Consider the following 17,515-nt stretch of genomic DNA (forward strand, 5'->3'; position numbering starts at 1 on the left):
GATGAGTAAGCATTTATTTGCCAATGAAAAAGTGATGACCCAATATTTGGGCGCTTTGTTGTGTGAAGATGAGCCTACTGAAGAAAATCTAGAGCCGGTTGCAAAGTTACTGGAGCAGGTTAAAGAGCCTGAAACTAAGACAGAAGAAAAGCTGACAGAGGTTCAGCCTACCCCAAAATCTGCTTTACCGACCCCTGAACCGACTAAAGAGCTTGAGAAAACCGAGAACCAAGCTAATATCAAAGATATAGTTGCAGAACCTAAAGCTGAACTGGTTGCAAAAACTTCGTCTGATCGTCAAGAAGACTATTTTGATGGTGAGTTTCAGGCGTTGTTCTTTGAAGTGGCGGGTTTAACTCTTGCTGTACCTTTAAAAGCATTAGGGGGAATTCATCAGCTGGGAGAGGTTAATCAATTATTTGGCAAGCCTAAATGGTTCAAAGGTGTAATGCTTAACCGAGAAGAAAAGCTTAATGTTGTTGACACAGCACGCTGGGTAATGCCAGAAAAATATGATGAAAAATTAGAACAATCACTAAATTATCAGTATTTAATCACCTTAGGCGACAGTCAATGGGGATTATTGGCTGAAAAGCTCGTAAATAATATTACGCTTCGTAAAGAAGATGTAAAATGGCGAGCGAAATCAGGTAAGCGGCCTTGGCTTGCAGGTGTCATCAAAGAGAAAATGTGCGCCTTGATTGACGTTGAAAATTTAAATAAATTGCTAGAGCAGGGCTTAGACAGCCGTGAGCAGTAACTATTTTTACGGAGTAATAGCATGAGTGAAGAAAGACTACTGTCAGCAAATAAAAACGCTGATAGCAACGATGAAGTGTTACAGTGGGTAACCTTTAAACTTGAAGAAGAAACGTACGGCATTAACGTAATGCAAGTACAAGAAGTACTTCGCTATACAGAAATTGCTCCTGTGCCAGGTGCGCCTTCTTATGTGTTAGGTATCATCAACTTACGCGGTAATGTTGTTACTGTTATTGATACTCGTGCGCGTTTTGGTCTGATGGGCGCAGAGGTAACTGATAATTCACGTATCGTCATCATCGAAGCAGAAAAGCAAGTGATCGGTATTTTAGTCGACAGTGTTGCTGAAGTGGTTTACCTACGTAGCTCTGAAATTGATAGTGCGCCAAATATTGGCACTGAAGAGAGTGCTAAGTTTATCCAAGGCGTATCAAACCGTGATGGTGAGTTATTGATCTTGGTTGATCTTAATAAATTATTAAATGACGATGAGTGGGACGAGCTAAGCGCACTATAAGCGTTTGGAAATTATATGCTGTTATACTCTTTGTTTGGTGCCTCAATCTTGCTTGTATTAGTGTGTTTGGGGCTTATTTTTGTCAATAACAATAAGCAAGCGGTGGCGATTCAAGCCAAGCAAAAACAGCTACAAGAAGCTCAGCAACAGTTGAGTATTTTGCGTAGCGAAGTGGCTGAAATGCGTGCCGGAATGCTTAGTATTGGCAAACGAGTTGTCGCTGTTGAAGAGAAAAGTAAAGAGCTTGAGCAGCTGCAAGATGCACAAAAATATGATGATCCGAATGCGAAAATTTATTCGCGAGCGGTAAAAATGGTTGAGCTAGGTGCTGATTTAGAAGAAATAATTCGTGAATGCGAATTACCCAGAGCCGAAGCAGAGCTGCTCATGTCACTTCATAAACAAAAAGGCGCCCAATGAGGCTAATGCTGATCAGTTAAGAAGTTGATCAGTTGACCGATCAGAATGATCATGCACAATCCGTAGTTAGGCAACTAACTACGGATTTTTTTGTGAATATAGAACAAGCTCTTCATTCTGCTTTCGAAGAAAGCACTCGTTACCACACGTTTGAAAAATTATCTGAAATTTTATCTTCTGACCTTATTGAACAAGGCTTTCAACAAGCAGGAGTAGCCACAGTTAGAAAACGCAGGTTGCCTCTAGAAGCTGTGCTTTGGTCTGTTATTGGCATGGCATTATTCCGTAAAGAGTCTGTCTGGAATATTGCGAATAAACTAGACATTATGCTGCCTGGCAAAAATCAGTTAGTCGCCCCAAGTGCCATGGTTCAAGCTCGCCAGCGATTAGGTGATGACCCCGTTAAGCAAGTCTTTAATAAAGCTGCTGATAATATGTACCATACAGAAGAGTTTGACACGTGGGCTGGGTTAAATTTATTAGCGGTTGATGGCGTTGTTTGGCGTACGGCCGATTCAGATGAAAATCGTGAAGCATTCTCATCGGCTAGCAACCAATATGGTGATACAGGATTCCCACAAATTCGTATGGTTTGTCATATGGAACTCACCAGCCACCAACTGATAAGCAGTGAGTTTGATAACTATAAGACGAATGAAATGAAGCTTGCTGAACGACTGATTGAGCGTACACCTAACCACTCATTGACCATGTTTGATAAAGGATACTATTCACTGGGCTTGTTAAATCGATGGCACAGCACTGGAGAAGAAAGGCATTGGCTAATACCTGCAAGACCTGATTTACAATACGAAGTCGTTTCTAAGGTTGGTAACAATGACCTGATAATTGAGCTTAAAACCACTAAGCATGCGCAAAAGAATTTCCCCGATGTTCCAGAAGTTATTAAAGCAAGATTGGTTAGTAAAACCATAAAAGGTAAAAATTACCGAATATTAACCTCGATGGTAGATAGGCTTCGTTTTCCAAGTAGCGAAATTGTTGATTTATACAGCCATCGCTGGGAAATAGAATTAGGGTATCGAGAAATAAAGCAAACAATGCTAGATAGCACATATCATCTTCGAAGCAAGCGCCCTGATATGGTCAGACAGGAGCTATGGGGGATCCTCCTAGCATACAATTTAATTCGAAGGTTGATGACCCTAGCAGCAAAAGCTGAAGGAATATGGCCTAACCAACTCAGTTTCTCAAGCTGCTCGATGGCAGTTATTCAATACTTCTCATCAATATCAATTATGAGCCCCGGTAATATCCCAATTCACTGGGAGCACCTGTTAGGTACGCTAAGACTATTTAAGCTGCCACCTAGAAGAGAAGATAGGCGGTATCCAAGAGCGATTAAGCCTAAGCCATCAAAGTACCCACATAAAAAAAGAAATGCCAGTCAGCTTAACTGACTGGCATTGGCCCAATGAGGCGCTTTTTTATTTGAGTTTTTGAACCCTAAGCTTGAATGTTGAGCTTACCCTGAAAATCTTGCCAACCCGGTGGAAATTTACCACGTAATACATATGAAAAAGCAATTAACTCTGCAATCACGTAGTAAAGCTCTTTTGGAATTTCTTCACCTAACTCAAGATGCGATAAGGTTTGTGCTAAGTCAGCATCTTGGTGTATCAAAATACCTTTTTGCTCAGCAAGTTTAACGATTTCTTCAGCCAATTCACCAAAGCCTTTACTGGTTACTCGTGGTGAGCTGCCTGCTTCATATAGTAGGCCAATTGCTGATTTATGCACCGATTGTTCACTCATAAATATTACACCTTAATATTAATAATCGCATGCGATTTATAAAAAGCTTGGTGGCTTGATGTACCTTGCTGCAAGTTTAGCTCGCCTACATTTAAGCCATGGCCAGCTAATTTATGACGCAGTGTTTCTAAGTGCGGATGAGCAAGTGCGGTTACTTCTTGTGAAGAAGCGAGTAACTGACAATCAACTGCTTTATCCATCACCTCTGCGGTAATTTGTAACTTGCCAAGCTGGGCATAATCAAAGTTCAACCGCACAAACCAGACATTCTTAGCTTCGAGTTTATTTTTACTTGGCTTTTTATACTGCCCTAAGCTGATTTCTGTTTGCCCAGTATCAGGAGGTAACTTCATCGGCAAGAAAAACTGCGCCAAAGCACTGTTATCTTGTTGCTGATTGATGGGCGTTGTTTGCACCTGAGCCAAAGTGTTTTTTAGTTGTGAAGCTTCAGCTGCCATAGCTTGCATCGCAGGCTGCTGTAGCTGTTCTAGTAACTTACTGCCGTTAACGGCTTTAAAGTTGGGCACTAACACTTGCAGTAAGGCATCAAGACCTGTCTGATTATTAAAACTAAGGTTGGTTGGTGCTTGGTTAATAATTGGTGCGGCAAGTGTAGCCACTGCTAATTGTTCTAACCCTTGGCTAAAGCTTGCTTGCTGAGTTTGGCTAGGCAGCGCTGTTGGCCTGAGGATACTTAAAAGTTCTCGTTCAATCGTTGTAGGGTGCATGTTTTGACTCGAGATCATGCGATTAAATGCTTGATTAACGAGTCGATTTAAATCTACTGAAGATGATGTATTTTGTTCACTCAGTGCTACAAGTTTTTCTGTTAATTGCACCGGTAGAGGTATGCTTGCTATAAGCTTGCTTTCAGGAAGCGGTAATAGTTTCGAAATCAGTGCCGCTTCAATCGGTCTTATCGGCAATAATGGCTGACTCAAGTTCGGTTCTTTCAAAGCTAAAAAAGGGGCGTGTAATTGAGTTTGCTGCTGAGCAACTTTTTGTAACCCTGCGGTTTGCTCACTAAGTGCTCGAGTCGCTGAGTTTAATGTCGCTTGTTTAGTTTGTATAACCTGCTCACTGCTATTTTTAACTACTGAATTTGCAAGATTACTTTTAACTTGAGCAAGCTGTTCAGGTACAGGCTTACCAGAACTCAGTGTATTAACAGCTTTGTTGTCTGTAGGCGCTGTTTGCAAAGTATTATCTGTGCTCAGCAAAGAAGGTTGTGTTTTGCTACTGTTTGTTGATGATTGACTCGCCTGAGTTTGTGCATTAACAAGCGGCTCTAAACTGACTTTTATTCGCTGCAATAGTTGTATTAAAGGTGCCGCCTTGTTATAGCTTACGGGTAAACTAACTTGCTTTGCAGACTGACTTTCGGTTAATGATTCTGTCTGTTTAGACGTAGGTAATGGCGTATTAGCTGTAACTGGCCCACTGGCTTTTTGCGCTACTTGGAACGCTGCGTGTTGTGGCCCGGTTTGTTGAACAGCGGCAAACTTTATTATATTGATTTTATTAGCATTAAAGCCTAGCTGGCTAATCGTGTTTTTGCTTTCAATCAGCTGATGCGTTGACTGGTTTACAGCAGCTTTTGTGGTAGCAGGGAGTTTTTCAAAATAGCGCACTGCATCACTGATACGCGTTTTTAAATCAGCAAAACTGTCTTTTAGCCAAGAGCTAATTGGTGAATTTGAGCTGCTCGATGGTGCTAACAACGTATTCTTAGCTTCAACAGCTTGGCTTTTTAATGCTTGGTTAAATGTTTCAGACAGCGAATTCTTTAACAGTATTTGTTGCACAGGTGCTTTATTTATCAGTTCAACAGTATTTTTAACTTGCTGGGGGATTAGTTTTAATGCATGCGGGTGAAATTGCCACTGGGCTTGAATCTGTTTGGCTTGCTTTGGCGACATTTTTGAAAGAGGTAGAATTAATTCGTTTTGTTGTTTGTTAGCAACACTCAGTTGCACTTGCTGCCCAGCTAGTTTTAAGTTCATTTCAGGGGTTAGCTTAGCCACCAACTCGGCTACTTTTTGTTGGTTAACACTTTGTTGATGCAATGAATCGCCAAAGCGATTAATAATATTTAAGTTAAAGCTGTTTTGTTGATTGGTAGCAGGCAGCAAAATGGCTTTAAGTGGTGCTTCAGCTTTTAAAAGAGCAACGAGGCTATTGTTAAGAGTAAACTCTGTTTTTAATGTTGGTAGTTGTAGTAAAGGTTTGCTTGGCGCAATTTGAGCTGGGTGTGGCAGATTTGTATTTGCACTCCCTTGCGTTAGCAAGTTCAGTAGTGCTTGTAACTGCTGGCTTTTGCCAAGTGTAATCGTCAGCGGTGATGGTGTGATAGTCAGCTGTTTACCATCACTACTTAATTGAATGTTGGCCGCTAAAAAGCGCTCAGTTTTGAGATTCTCTTGCTCTGTTGATAAGCGTAATGTTTGCCATGAGTTATTGATTAGCTCGTCCATTTGCACGCTGTGCTTACCAATCACAATATTACGGGCAGTTAGGCTCTGCTCAGCCAGCATTTTTAAGGCATCATTTGGTGAGTGTTCTGATGCACTGCTGATTGCTTTTGGGTCTAGATTAAGCTGAGTACTGAGAGTCAACTGGCTTTGTTTATTCATTATTTTAGATCAAATATAAGTTAATCGTTTTAAAGCAATATTCGTATTACCCTATCATTATGGTAGACTAACGCCTAATTTTGGGTATAGAGAATCGTCATCTTGTTACACATTAAGGCCGTCACCTGCATCAAGCAAGATCGTTGTTTGTTTGCGGAACTTAATTTCAGCTTGAAATCGGGGCAAATTATGCAGTTAGCTGGTCCGAATGGGGCTGGTAAAACATCATTATTGCGCATTATCGCGGGTTTCGCTATGCCAGATGAAGGCGATGTTTTTTACCAAGAGCGTTCGATTACAAAATACTATGATGAATATGCACAAGAGCTAATGTTCATCGGCCATAAAACCGGTGTAAATACGCAACTCACTGCCCTTGAGAATGTTGCATTTTGGCTAAAAATTAATGGTTATGATTGCAAGCAAGACTTATATCCGATCCTAGCAAAAATAGGTTTAGTTGGCCTTGAAGATGTGCCTGTTCGCATGTTGTCAGCAGGACAGCAGCGCCGTGTAGCCTTAGTAAGGTTGTGGTTAAATAGTGCCAAGCTATGGATCCTTGATGAGCCATTTACGGCTCTTGATAAAAGCGGTGTAGCATTTTTGCAAGAACGCTTTGTTGAGCATTTAAATGCTGGCGGCGCAATTCTTTTAACTACCCACCAAGATTTAACGACACAATTTAGTGACCTAAAAACAGTGACTTTGGAGTATCGCCACTGATGGTAAAGCAGCATTCGTATTGGCAATTATTCTCTGCGGTTTTTTCTAAAGATCTGAAATTAGCGTTTCGTCAGCGTGCTGAAATCGTTAACCCCATCTTGTTTTTTCTTATTGTTATTACACTTTTTCCGTTAGCAATTGGCCCTGAGCCTGAACTGCTAGCTCGCATGGCTCCGGGTATTATTTGGGTTGCTGCGTTACTATCGACAATGTTAGGCCTAGATAAACTATTTCGTGATGATTATCACGACGGAACATTAGAGCAATTAATTGCCTCTTCGTATCCATTACCGTTGACAGTGCTTGCAAAAGTTGCGGCTCATTGGGTTATTACGGGGCTGCCTTTAGTGTTAATGACACCGGTATTTGCTTTGTTATTGAATTTAGAAAGTTCAGCGCTTTTAGCAACTGTTCTCACGTTATTGTTGGGGACACCATTGCTTAGCTTCATTGGCGCAATTGGCGCTGGACTTACTGTGGGACTGCAAAAAGGCGGCATTCTGATGAGTTTGCTTGTTTTGCCTTTGTATATCCCTGTACTAATCTTTGCAACCTCTGCTATTGATACCAGCTCTATGGAGCTTGCCTATAGCGGACAGCTTGCAATTCTTGGTGCCATGCTAATCGTAGCGATTATAGCGGCGCCAATTGCCATATCGTCAGCATTGAAAGTGAGTGTAAGTTAATATGTGGAAGTGGTTACATCCCTACGCAAAAGCAGATCGTGCTTACCAATTGTGTAACACCTTACTGCCTTATTTCGCCGTCGTTACGGTGGTCTGTATGATTGTTGGATGGGTCTGGGGGCTTGCTTATGCTCCAGCCGATTACCAACAAAAAGATAGCTACCGAATTATTTTTATCCATGTGCCTTCAGCAATTTTATCAATGGGCGCTTATTCTTCTATGGCGATTGCAGCAGTGATCGCACTAGTATGGCAATTACGTAATGCTGAACTTGCTGTAATTGCAATTGCACCAGTTGGGGCATGTGTGACAGCGATAGCACTAATTACCGGCGCAGCATGGGGTAAGCCTATGTGGGGCGCATGGTGGGTGTGGGATGCGCGTCTTACCTCTGAGCTCATTCTGTTATTTTTATACTTGGGTGTGTTATCGCTTTATCATGCTTTTGAAGATAAAAAAGCAGCGGGTCGTGCCGCCTGTATTTTAGCGATTGTTGGAGTTATCAACTTACCGATTATTCACTTCTCGGTAGAGTGGTGGAATACCTTGCACCAAGGTGCAACCATTACAAAGTTTGATACTAAAGCCATTGATCCAAGCATGTTTTGGCCATTAATGGTGAACATAGTTGCGTTTGCAGGTTTTGTTGGGGTTGTGACTTTAATCCGCCTTAAAAACGAAATTTTACAACGTGAAAAGCACCGCCCTTGGGTGCGTGATATGCTTAAGCGAGGTTAATCATGCAGTTTGATTCTTTTTCAGATTTTATTGCCATGGGTGGCTATGGCTTTTATGTGTGGTTGTCTTTTGGCAGCTGTGCATTGATTTTACTCGGTATTTTATTTAGTTCGTTAAACGATACAAAGCGTATTTTCTCTTCAGTTAGGCAGCAAGCACAACGTGAAGAGCGCATTAAGAAAGCGAAGCAAGAGGCAGGGCAATGAATCCAAGACGTAAAAAACGTTTATTAGCTGTTGTAGCCATTATTTTTGGTGTGGGTGCAACCATTGGTTTAGTGCTTTATGCACTGCAAGAAAACATCAATCTATTCTATACCCCAAGTGAACTTGTTGAGGGTAAAGGACCAAATAAAGAAAAACCGCACATCGGTCAGAAGCTACGTATAGGTGGCATGGTTGTGCCAGGCTCAGTTGTTCGAGATGAATCAAGCTTAAAGGTAAGCTTTAAGTTAATAGATAAAGGCCCTATGGTGACCATTAATTATCAAGGGATTTTGCCAGACTTATTTCGTGAAGGCCAAGGGATTGTGGCGCAGGGCGTGTTAGTAAAAGCGAATGAAATTGATGCCTTTGAAGTTCTTGCAAAGCATGATGAAGAGTATATGCCAGCAGAAGTTGCAGAAGCAGTGAAAGGTATTAAACACGAAAAACCGACGTATAACTTAGAGAACGGTAATTAATATGATCCCAGAACTCGGTTATTTTTCTTTAACACTGGCTATGGTGCTCAGTGTTTTACTGTGTATTTTTCCTTTGTGGGGGGCGCATACCGGCAATTTACGTTTAATGCGCGCAGCTCCATCATTAGCAATTGGGCAGTTCGTATTTGTACTTTTATCATTTGCAGCACTTATTTATGCCAGTTTAACCGACGACTTTACCGTATCGTACGTTGCTTATCACTCAAGTAGCACCTTACCTTGGTACTACAAAATCACTTCGACATGGGGTGGTCATGAAGGAGCAATTTTACTTTGGTTAGTGATGCAAGCAGGTTGGACAGCCGTTGTTGCTATGCGCTCGCAATCATTGCCTTGGGTTTTACGTGCCCGAGTGCTTGGTGTGTTAGGCTTTTTAGGTGTCGGCTTTATGCTGTATACCTTGTTAATGTCGAGCCCATTTGAACGTCTATTGCCGTATTTCCCAGTTGAAGGTCGCGATTTAAATCCATTACTGCAAGACCCAGGTATGATTATTCACCCGCCATTGCTTTATATGGGTTACGTAGGTCTATCAGTGTCTTTCTCATTCGCAATCGCTGCGCTACTTACTGGTAAACTCGATAATACTTGGGCCAAGTGGTCTCGTCCTTGGACTATGGCTGCATGGGGGTTTTTAACTTTAGGTATTACCATCGGTAGTTGGTGGGCATACTCAGAACTAGGCTGGGGCGGCTGGTGGTTCTGGGATCCCGTTGAAAACGCTTCTTTAATGCCATGGCTTGTGGCAACAGCGCTATTACACTCACTCTCAACCACAGAAAAACGTGGTGTATTTAAGTCATGGACAGTGTTACTGGCTATTGCGGCATTCTCTCTAAGCTTACTGGGTACTTTTATTGTTCGATCGGGCATTATTGTATCTGTGCATGCCTTTGCGTCAGATCCTAATCGCGGTATGTTCATTTTAGCTTTCTTAGCCATTGTTGTGGGTGGCGGTTTATCGCTGTATGCACTGCGTGTTTCACAGGTGAAAAGTGAGGGCCGTTATAAGTTTGCCTCACGTGAAGTTGCCCTTTGGTTAAACAATATATTTTTAGTTGTGGCAACGCTGATTGTACTTCTAGGTACTTTACTGCCAATGATCCACAAAGAGCTTGGCTTAGGCAGTATTTCGATTGGTGAGCCTTTCTTCAACAAGATGTTTGCTATTCTACTAGTGCCATTTGCCATTTTAATGGGTATGGGTCCACTGTTACGTTGGAAACAAAACAAATGGTCAATGCTGCAGAATAAACTTGTTCTGTCGGCAGCAGTAAGTTTAGTTGCAACGGCGGCATGGTTGTATTCAAGCTACGACGTGATTGCGCCAATTACTTTTATTGCAACAGCATTGGCGGTATGGATTTTTGTTACCACTCTTGTTGATTTAGCTGCAAAAGTGACTATTCATAGCTCTCTAGGCGAAGGCTTTAAACGACTAGGGCTAAGTTACTGGGCGATGGTTTTAGGTCACATTGGTTTAGCATTCGTGATTGCAGGTGTAACGTTAACTTCTGCTTACTCAGTTGAGCGTGATGTATCAATGAAGCCTGGCGAAACCGTGGCTTTAAATGAATACCAGTACCGATTTGACGGCGTTAAAACAATTCGTGGCGCAAACTATAGTGGTCATGCAGGTGTCGTCACTGTACTGAAAAACGATAAAAAAGTGACCGTTTTACATGCTGAAAAGCGTCGTTATGACATTGGTATGCAATTTATGACAGAAGCGGCTGTTGATGCCGGTTTTACACGAGACTTATACCTAGCACTGGGTGAGCAATTAAGCCAAGGTGCTTGGTCGTTACGTATTTATCATAAACCTTATGTTCGTTGGATGTGGCTCGGTGGTATCTTGATTTCACTGGCAGGCTTTTTAGTGCTTGGTGATAAACGCTATCGCCAGAAGTCGACTAAGCAGGAGGCTTTAGTATGAATCGCAAACTCATCGCACTAGCGCCTTTATTGGTGTTCGTTTTACTGTGTGTGTTTTTATATCAAGGTTTGTTTGCTAATCCTCGTGAGTTACAAACAGGGCGTATTGGGCAGGCTATGCCTACTTTTAACTTGCCAGATTTGATGGATGAGTCAAAGCGTTGGACTGACGCCGATTTAAAAGGTGAAGTTTACCTACTTAATGTATGGGGTACTTGGTGTCCGACTTGTTTAGCTGAGTTAGGTTACTTGACTGAGCTTAGAGAGCAGGGCGTTAAGATAGTTGGTTTATACTATGAACAAGGCTATGACCCTGATTTCGATGGTCAGTTTGATATTAACGCACTACGTGAAGACGTAACTAGCATGCTTAATCGTGCCGGCGACCCGTATCAATTTAATATCTTAGATTTAAAGCGCACTTTAGCTCTTGATTTAGGGGTTTCTGGTGCGCCAGAAACCTTCTTAGTCGATAAGCAAGGCACTATTTTGCTGCACCATACAGGTGATATTAATCCGCGTGTATGGCGTGCTAAATTCGCACCGTTAATGCAGGAGTTACAGTAATGAGACTCGTGATCTTTTTAGTAAGTTTGTTTATCACGTTTACAGCATTTGCAGAGCAAGACAAGTATCAATTTGATGATAAAGAACAAGCCGTTCGCTTTAGTGAGCTAACCAAAGAGCTGCGCTGTCCAAAATGTCAAAACCAAAATATAGCTGACTCAGACGCGGTTGTAGCCAAAGACTTACGCGATAAGGTGTTAGCGCTGGTAAAAGATGGCAAAAGCAAAGATGAAGTCATTGATTACATGATTGACCGTTATGGTTACTTCGTACACTACGATCCACCAGTCACACCAGCAACCTTGGTATTGTGGGTATTGCCTGTATTGATTGTGGTTCTTGGCTTTGGCTTTATAGTTTTACGCCAACGCAAGGCATCAGTGAAACAAACATGGACAGAGCAAGACGAAGCATTACTTGCAAAATTAATTGAACAAAATCAACGTCAGGAGCAAAGCTAGATGGCATTAATGTGGGCTTCTTTTGTTTTACTCACACTGATTGCATTGCTATTTGTTGTCGTACCGTTTTTTAAACGTGAGCGTATTCAACGTCTTGATCACAATGCAAACTCGGAGTTAATCCGAATTTATCATCAACGTTTAGATGAACTTAAAACTGAACTCGATAACCAACGTATTGATGCACAAATGCACGATGAGTCAGTTATCGAACAAAAACGTCGTTTACTCAATGAGTTGTCGCCTGAAAAAGCGTTGAACAGTAAAGGTAATAACCGTATTTTTGCCCTTACTGGCGCAGGCTTTTTGATTGTTTTAACAGCTATCTTTTATGGTTATACCGGTAGTCAGCAGCAAATTAAAGGCTGGCATGACGCGATGGCTAATCTTAAGTCATACGGTGAGCGTGCCGTTATGCAAGAAGGTGAGCCTTTAACACCGAATGAGCTACAAGCTTTTGCTTTAGCACTGCGTACTAAGCTTGATCAAAGTGGTGATGATGAAGTGGCGTGGATGCTACTAGGTCGTGTTGCTATGTCATTAAATGAATTTGATATGGCAATGCAGTCATTTGATAAAGTGCTTAAAATGAATCCTGATAACAAACAAGTGCTGATCAGCTACTCGCAAGTTTTGCTAATGGAAGGCAGTGATGCGAATATGTCTCGAGCAGCGACTATGTTATCAAGAGTGCTAAAAGCAGAGCCAACTAATATTGATGCAATCTCATTATTAGCATTGATTGCTTATGAGCGTAAAGATTGGCTTCAAGCTAAAACAGCATTTGAAGTATTGCTTGCAAGTATGCAGCAAAGCGACCCGCGTTATAGCATGATTGCAGAGCGTATTGCCGAAATCGATGCCCATTTAAGTAATGATCAGCAAGTCAAAAAGACTGAATTAGCAGAGGCTACAAGCAGTGAAATTAGCATCATAGTTGATTTAGACCCTGCACTTGCCGATTCACAGCCGCAAAACGGTACATTGTTTATTTTTGCTAAAGCGGCAAGTGGCCCGCAAATGCCATTGGCTGTAGTTAAAATGACAGAGTATAGTTTTCCGTTAACAGTGATGTTAAGTGATACTAATGCGATGGTTGAAGGTCTGAATCTATCTAGTGTCGATAAAATTATTTTAACTGCGCGTTTATCAAAAGATGCAACTGTGGTAACTTCAAGCGGCGAGTTGGAAGGCAAGTCGGATGTCTTAGAGCGTGCAAACGTTAAAGAATATTCACTGCTAATTAATGAGTTAATACCGTAAGGATAGCCGATGTTTAGGCACAGTATATTTTTTATCTTTTTTTTAGTACTTGCAGGATGCGCACAGATACCTGAAGAAAAAGTGGATGAGCGAGACCCATTACAGTCGTTTAACCGTCCTATGTATGATTTTAATATGGACGTGCTTGATGCCTATATTCTTCGTCCAGCAGCCGTTGGTTATGTTACAGTGACACCAACCCCTGTTAGACGCAGTATTGTTAATTTTACTGATAACATTACAGCGCCGACAGATATGGTCAATGCTGGTCTGCAGGGTAAACCAGGTAATATGGGTATTAGTTTAGCGCGCTTTCTAGTGAACTCTACGGTAGGTCTACTTGGCTTATTTGATGTAGCCTCATCGCTTGGTTTAGAAATTGTCGATGAAGATTTTGGTCAAACCCTAGGTGTATGGGGAGTCGGTGATGGTGCTTATTTAATGATCCCAGGTATGGGGCCAAGTACAGCACGAAATCTAACTGGTGATGTGGTAGATAACTTCGTTCTACCTGAAATTACACTAACCACACCACAAACTATTCTGGTATTTGCGCTAAAAGCCGTTGAAGCACGTGCCTCGTTGATGCCGCAAGAGAGCTTATTAAATGAGTCGTTAGACCCTTACATTTTTATGAAGGATATCTACTTCCAGCGTCAATTATATGAGCTACATGATGGTAATCCACCAGTAGAAAAAGAACCCGATGATTTTGATGAAGATTTCCTAGAAAATCTCTAACCTAAAAAATCAAACCAATAAAAATGCCAGCAATTGCTGGCATTTTTATGTTTATATGGGGGAAGTTAATCTCCAAATACACCCATTTGTTCATTAGACCAGCTTAATGCATCGTGGTAAGCATCAGGTACTTCTTCGGGTTTAAGACCGAGTTCTTCTTGAATATCCTTTGCTTTATCCCACTCAGCTTGTTCATAAAATTTTACTAAGCGTAAATAAGTCGCTAGTAATCCTTCACCATGAAGCAAAGCACCTTTGATTTCATTTGTAAGAGGAAGTTTACCCATTACGCTTGGCATATCTTCATCGAGGATAGCGTCCATTAACGACATCATACCGGTTAAAAATGCCATACCCGTATCACGTAACTTGCCATGGCTTATTGCTAATAACTCAGCAAAACGGGCGCGGGTTAGTGATAAACGTATCAGCTCTGCAGGTTTATCTGCCGCAACTTGTGCAGCAAATAAAAGTGATAAGAAACGTTTGATTTCTTCACTGCCTAAAACAATCAGCGCTTGTTTTATCGTGCTAATTTCAGCTCTGCGTTTGAAAGCTGCTGAGTTTGAATAGCGTAACAACTTGTAAGATAAGTTAACGTCTCGTTCAAATACCTCGGTGATTTTTCTGAGATTTAAATCAATACTTGAGGTTTCGTATAAAAGCTCGGCAAGAGCCATCTCAGAAGGTGGTAAAGTTTTACTTTGCACCATTTCAGGCTTTGAAAAGAAAAAGCCTTGAAAATAGCTAAACCCCATGTCCAAAGCAAGTTGGTATTTTTCGTATGTTTCAACTTTCTCGGCGAGTAACTTGATGTGCGGGTGAGGTTTGATTGCCTCAACGACGGATTCAATAGACTCTTTATCACAGGTTAAAAAGTCAATTTTGATAATATCGATATACGGATAAAAATGGCGCCAAACAGGTTGGTGTATGTAATCATCAAGGGCAAGCGTATATCCGCGCTCTTTTAAATCTTGAACCATTGCTAGTAAACGTTTACCCGGTTGAATCGTTTCAAGAATTTCGACAACTACTTGCTCTTTACCCAGTAAAAGTGGGTAGCCTTTTTGGAGTGTCTCTAAAGTGAAATTAATGTAGGCTGGTTTGTTATCCGTTAAATCTTCTAAACCAAAATTGAACTGACTACCTTCAATGAGTCGAGATGTCGCTTCATCACCGTCAATATCAGGAAAAACGTTATCTACGCCATCCCTAAACAAGAGTTCGTAGCCGACAAGTTTCTTTTCCTTATCTAAAATAGGTTGGCGTGCAGCGTAAAAATACATAGTCCTAGCAAGTCCACTTCGGTTAATTCATTTATCCATGAGCAATATAAGTCATCGTGCCTAAAATAGCATTAATTAAATATTCATTTTTGAGGATAAATACTGATTTTCTGTGATCCTAAGACTAGGATAAATTGTAATGAAATTCTATAACTAGCGATTAAATATCACATTTTTGTTATGAAAAGGTTGTAATTGTAAACCTGCCACTGAACGGCTTGATTGGAGTTGTAGGGTAGAAGCATGTTATAGTCATGAGTGATATCGGTTTTTACCCCAATAATGTCTTAAAATTAAGTAACTTGCGAGTCATTATTCGGATTAAAAGCCAACATTAAACAATTATTGGAGGCTAATTTGGAAACAGGAATGATAATTTCGTTAGCATTGTACTTCATCGTAATGTTGGGGATTGGGCTATACGCTTATAAGCAATCCACAGACGATGTGTCAGGTTATATGCTAGGTGGTCGTAATTTATCACCAAGTGTTGCTGCGCTTTCAGCAGGTGCATCAGATATGAGTGGTTGGCTGCTAATGGGCTTACCAGGTGCAATGTATCTGTTCGGCTTAAGCAAAGTTTGGATTGCTATAGGTCTAGTACTCGGTGCTTGGGCTAACTATTTCTTGGTAGCGCCTCGTTTACGTGTTTATACTGAGAAAGCGAATGACTCAATCACCATTCCAGATTATTTCGCAAACCGCTTTGATGATAATAAAAATATACTGCGTGTTATTTCTGCGATAGTAATCATTGTTTTCTTCACCTTGTATACTTCATCAGGTGTTGTCGCGGGTGGTAAGTTATTCGAAAACTCATTTAATATGAGCTATAAAATGGGTCTGTATATCACAACTGGCGTTGTAGTGTTATATACCTTGTTTGGTGGCTTCTTAGCAGTAAGCCTTACAGACTTTGTTCAAGGCTGTATCATGTTTATCTCGCTGCTTGCAGTACCAATTGCGACATATACTATGCTTGATCAACCATTCATGGATACACTCGCCAATGCACGCTATGATTTATTGTTAAGCTCACCAAAAGAAACTGAAATTCATGCACTTAATATGATGGACTGGTTTGCTGGTGGTTCGACGATTGCTATTATCTCTGCAATGGCATGGGGTCTTGGTTATTTTGGACAGCCGCATATTATTGTTCGTTTTATGTCTGTGCGTTCAGTTAAAGATATGCCAACTATGCGACGTGTGGGGATGTCGTGGATGACACTTTCAGCAATTGGTGCTGTGTTAACAGGTTTATTTGGTGCTGCTTATATGCTTGAAAACCAAATGCCAATTGATGATAAAGAAACTATTTTCTTGGTACTGTCTGAACTTATCTTCCATCCTCTAATTGCTGGTTTCTTATTGGCTGCTATTTTAGCTGCGATTATGAGTACCATCTCATCGCAATTACTAGTGTGTTCAAGCTCTCTAACAGAAGACTTCTATAAGATTTATTTAAACCGAAGTGCTTCTCAAAAAGAGCTAGTATTAGTCGGTCGTATTAGTGTTATCTTGGTTGCTCTGTTTGCTATTTACCTAGCGTATGACCGCGATAGCTCTATTTTGGATTTAGTAAGTAATGCATGGGCTGGTTTCGGTGCTGCATTTGGTCCATTAGTACTACTTAGCCTTTACTGGAAGCGCATGAACTTACAAGGCGCTATCAGTGGTATGGTTGTCGGTGCTGCAACAGTACTGTTTTGGATTTACGCGCCAATTAAGATCGATGGCCAATCGCTAAGTGCAATTATTTATGAGATTGTCCCTGGCTTTATTTTATCAACGATTGCCATTATTGTTGTGAGCCTAATGACGACTGAGCCGAAAAAAGAAATTACAGATTTATTTGATGAAGTTGAGTCATCACTTTAGTTTTGAGTAAGCACAAAAAAGGGCAACATTTGTTGCCCTTTTTTAATTTTATAACCAATGCTTAGCTTGCAGCTTTTTCTTTTATATCTGCAACGTTATCGTCTGATTTTGCTTTTTTAGGCTTCGCAGGAACCTCTTTTGCACCTTTAAGTACAGCCATAAATTGGTCTTTTTCTTTTGCCATTTCAAGCGCTAGTGATTCAATTTGTTGCTCGCTTAATGGTACATCAACTTTTTCAAGCATTAATTCTAATGACTCAGCAATGTCGAGCATTTTGTCATACGCATCAGCTTCTTTCTTAGTAGTAAACGTCATGCGCTCGACTCCGTTTCTTTCTACAACATATTTAACAACAACAGCCATGATTTCTCCTGCATTTAAGCGTGGCATTTGCAGCGTAAAATCGCCACTTTGATTA

General features: G+C 41.0%; 19 protein-coding genes. 15 read left to right on the forward strand and 4 right to left on the reverse strand.

The features are described from left to right. The first annotated feature begins 1 nt into the window (after nt 1). The 4 genes from J8Z25_RS05205 to J8Z25_RS05220 all read left to right on the forward strand — a co-directional run bounded on the left by J8Z25_RS05205 (nt 2) and on the right by J8Z25_RS05220 (nt 3,120). Nucleotides 2-760, forward strand: a complete 759-nt coding sequence (locus J8Z25_RS05205) for a chemotaxis protein CheW (protein WP_250661787.1) — start codon at nt 2-4, stop codon at nt 758-760. Between the two features lie 21 nt (nt 761-781). Next, on the forward strand, nt 782-1,279 hold the full coding sequence (locus tag J8Z25_RS05210; protein ID WP_054553251.1) for a chemotaxis protein CheW: 498 nt from the start codon (nt 782-784) through the stop codon (nt 1,277-1,279). Nucleotides 1,280-1,294: 15 nt separating this feature from the next. After that, a complete protein-coding gene (locus J8Z25_RS05215) occupies nt 1,295-1,699 on the forward strand; it encodes a DUF2802 domain-containing protein (RefSeq protein WP_130052053.1) in 405 nt (134 codons plus the stop codon). A 92-nt stretch (nt 1,700-1,791) separates the two neighbouring features. Next, a complete protein-coding gene (locus tag J8Z25_RS05220; RefSeq protein ID WP_062564240.1) occupies nt 1,792-3,120 on the forward strand; it encodes an IS4 family transposase in 1,329 nt (442 codons plus the stop codon). A 46-nt stretch (nt 3,121-3,166) separates the two neighbouring features. Here the strand turns inward: J8Z25_RS05220 and J8Z25_RS05225 are convergent, their stop codons facing one another. Continuing rightward, a complete protein-coding gene (locus tag J8Z25_RS05225; RefSeq protein WP_130052052.1) occupies nt 3,167-3,475 on the reverse strand; it encodes an EscU/YscU/HrcU family type III secretion system export apparatus switch protein in 309 nt (102 codons plus the stop codon). Nucleotides 3,476-3,480: 5 nt separating this feature from the next. Continuing rightward, nucleotides 3,481-6,108 carry a flagellar hook-length control protein FliK gene (fliK, locus tag J8Z25_RS05230; RefSeq protein ID WP_250661788.1) on the reverse strand — a complete coding sequence of 876 codons (2,628 nt, stop codon included), beginning with the start codon at nt 6,106-6,108 and terminating at the stop codon, nt 3,481-3,483. A gap of 102 nt (nt 6,109-6,210) precedes the next feature. Here fliK and ccmA point away from each other — a divergent pair, with 102 nt between their 5' ends. Genes ccmA through J8Z25_RS05280 form a run of 10 tightly spaced genes read left to right on the forward strand, consistent with a single transcriptional unit; the run spans nt 6,211 to nt 13,926 of the window. Beyond that, complete coding sequence (gene ccmA, locus J8Z25_RS05235; protein WP_250661789.1) at nt 6,211-6,831, forward strand: cytochrome c biogenesis heme-transporting ATPase CcmA; 621 nt, start codon at nt 6,211-6,213, stop codon at nt 6,829-6,831. Then, complete coding sequence (gene ccmB / locus J8Z25_RS05240; protein ID WP_250661790.1) at nt 6,831-7,517, forward strand: heme exporter protein CcmB; 687 nt, start codon at nt 6,831-6,833, stop codon at nt 7,515-7,517. The genes ccmA and ccmB overlap by 1 nt, the downstream gene beginning before the upstream one ends. A 1-nt stretch (nt 7,518) precedes the next feature. Next, nucleotides 7,519-8,256: a heme ABC transporter permease gene (locus tag J8Z25_RS05245; RefSeq protein ID WP_130052050.1), complete on the forward strand. Its 738-nt coding sequence runs from the start codon at nt 7,519-7,521 to the stop codon at nt 8,254-8,256. Nucleotides 8,257-8,258: 2 nt separating this feature from the next. After that, a complete protein-coding gene (gene ccmD, locus J8Z25_RS05250; protein ID WP_167657948.1) occupies nt 8,259-8,462 on the forward strand; it encodes a heme exporter protein CcmD in 204 nt (67 codons plus the stop codon). Further along, complete coding sequence (gene ccmE / locus J8Z25_RS05255) at nt 8,459-8,938, forward strand: cytochrome c maturation protein CcmE (protein WP_130052048.1); 480 nt, start codon at nt 8,459-8,461, stop codon at nt 8,936-8,938. Before ccmD ends, ccmE begins: the two co-directional genes overlap by 4 nt. A 1-nt stretch (nt 8,939) precedes the next feature. Next, nucleotides 8,940-10,895, forward strand: a complete 1,956-nt coding sequence (locus J8Z25_RS05260) for a heme lyase CcmF/NrfE family subunit (RefSeq protein WP_178926723.1) — start codon at nt 8,940-8,942, stop codon at nt 10,893-10,895. Beyond that, a complete protein-coding gene (locus tag J8Z25_RS05265) occupies nt 10,892-11,461 on the forward strand; it encodes a DsbE family thiol:disulfide interchange protein (RefSeq protein ID WP_130052046.1) in 570 nt (189 codons plus the stop codon). The genes J8Z25_RS05260 and J8Z25_RS05265 overlap by 4 nt, the downstream gene beginning before the upstream one ends. Further along, nucleotides 11,461-11,922, forward strand: coding sequence for a cytochrome c-type biogenesis protein (locus J8Z25_RS05270; protein WP_130052045.1), 462 nt, complete (start codon nt 11,461-11,463; stop codon nt 11,920-11,922). Before J8Z25_RS05265 ends, J8Z25_RS05270 begins: the two co-directional genes overlap by 1 nt. After that, nucleotides 11,923-13,185 (forward strand): c-type cytochrome biogenesis protein CcmI, encoded by a 1,263-nt coding sequence (gene ccmI / locus J8Z25_RS05275; protein WP_250661791.1) that lies wholly within the window; start codon nt 11,923-11,925, stop codon nt 13,183-13,185. A 9-nt stretch (nt 13,186-13,194) separates the two neighbouring features. Then, on the forward strand, nt 13,195-13,926 hold the full coding sequence (locus tag J8Z25_RS05280) for an MlaA family lipoprotein (protein WP_130052043.1): 732 nt from the start codon (nt 13,195-13,197) through the stop codon (nt 13,924-13,926). A 65-nt stretch (nt 13,927-13,991) separates the two neighbouring features. Here the strand turns inward: J8Z25_RS05280 and J8Z25_RS05285 are convergent, their stop codons facing one another. Beyond that, nucleotides 13,992-15,215: an EAL and HDOD domain-containing protein gene (locus J8Z25_RS05285; RefSeq protein ID WP_130052042.1), complete on the reverse strand. Its 1,224-nt coding sequence runs from the start codon at nt 15,213-15,215 to the stop codon at nt 13,992-13,994. A gap of 369 nt (nt 15,216-15,584) precedes the next feature. Here J8Z25_RS05285 and putP point away from each other — a divergent pair, with 369 nt between their 5' ends. Continuing rightward, on the forward strand, nt 15,585-17,096 hold the full coding sequence (gene putP / locus J8Z25_RS05290) for a sodium/proline symporter PutP (protein ID WP_250661792.1): 1,512 nt from the start codon (nt 15,585-15,587) through the stop codon (nt 17,094-17,096). A gap of 61 nt (nt 17,097-17,157) precedes the next feature. Here the strand turns inward: putP and J8Z25_RS05295 are convergent, their stop codons facing one another. Further along, entirely contained in the window at nt 17,158-17,460 is a 303-nt protein-coding gene (locus J8Z25_RS05295) for a YebG family protein (protein ID WP_130052040.1), read from the reverse strand. Nucleotides 17,461-17,515: the final 55 nt, after the last annotated feature.

The organism is Pseudoalteromonas sp. SCSIO 43101 (genome assembly GCF_023650775.1).
In the GTDB taxonomy this organism is placed as follows: Bacteria; Pseudomonadota; Gammaproteobacteria; order Enterobacterales; family Alteromonadaceae; genus Pseudoalteromonas; species Pseudoalteromonas apostichopi.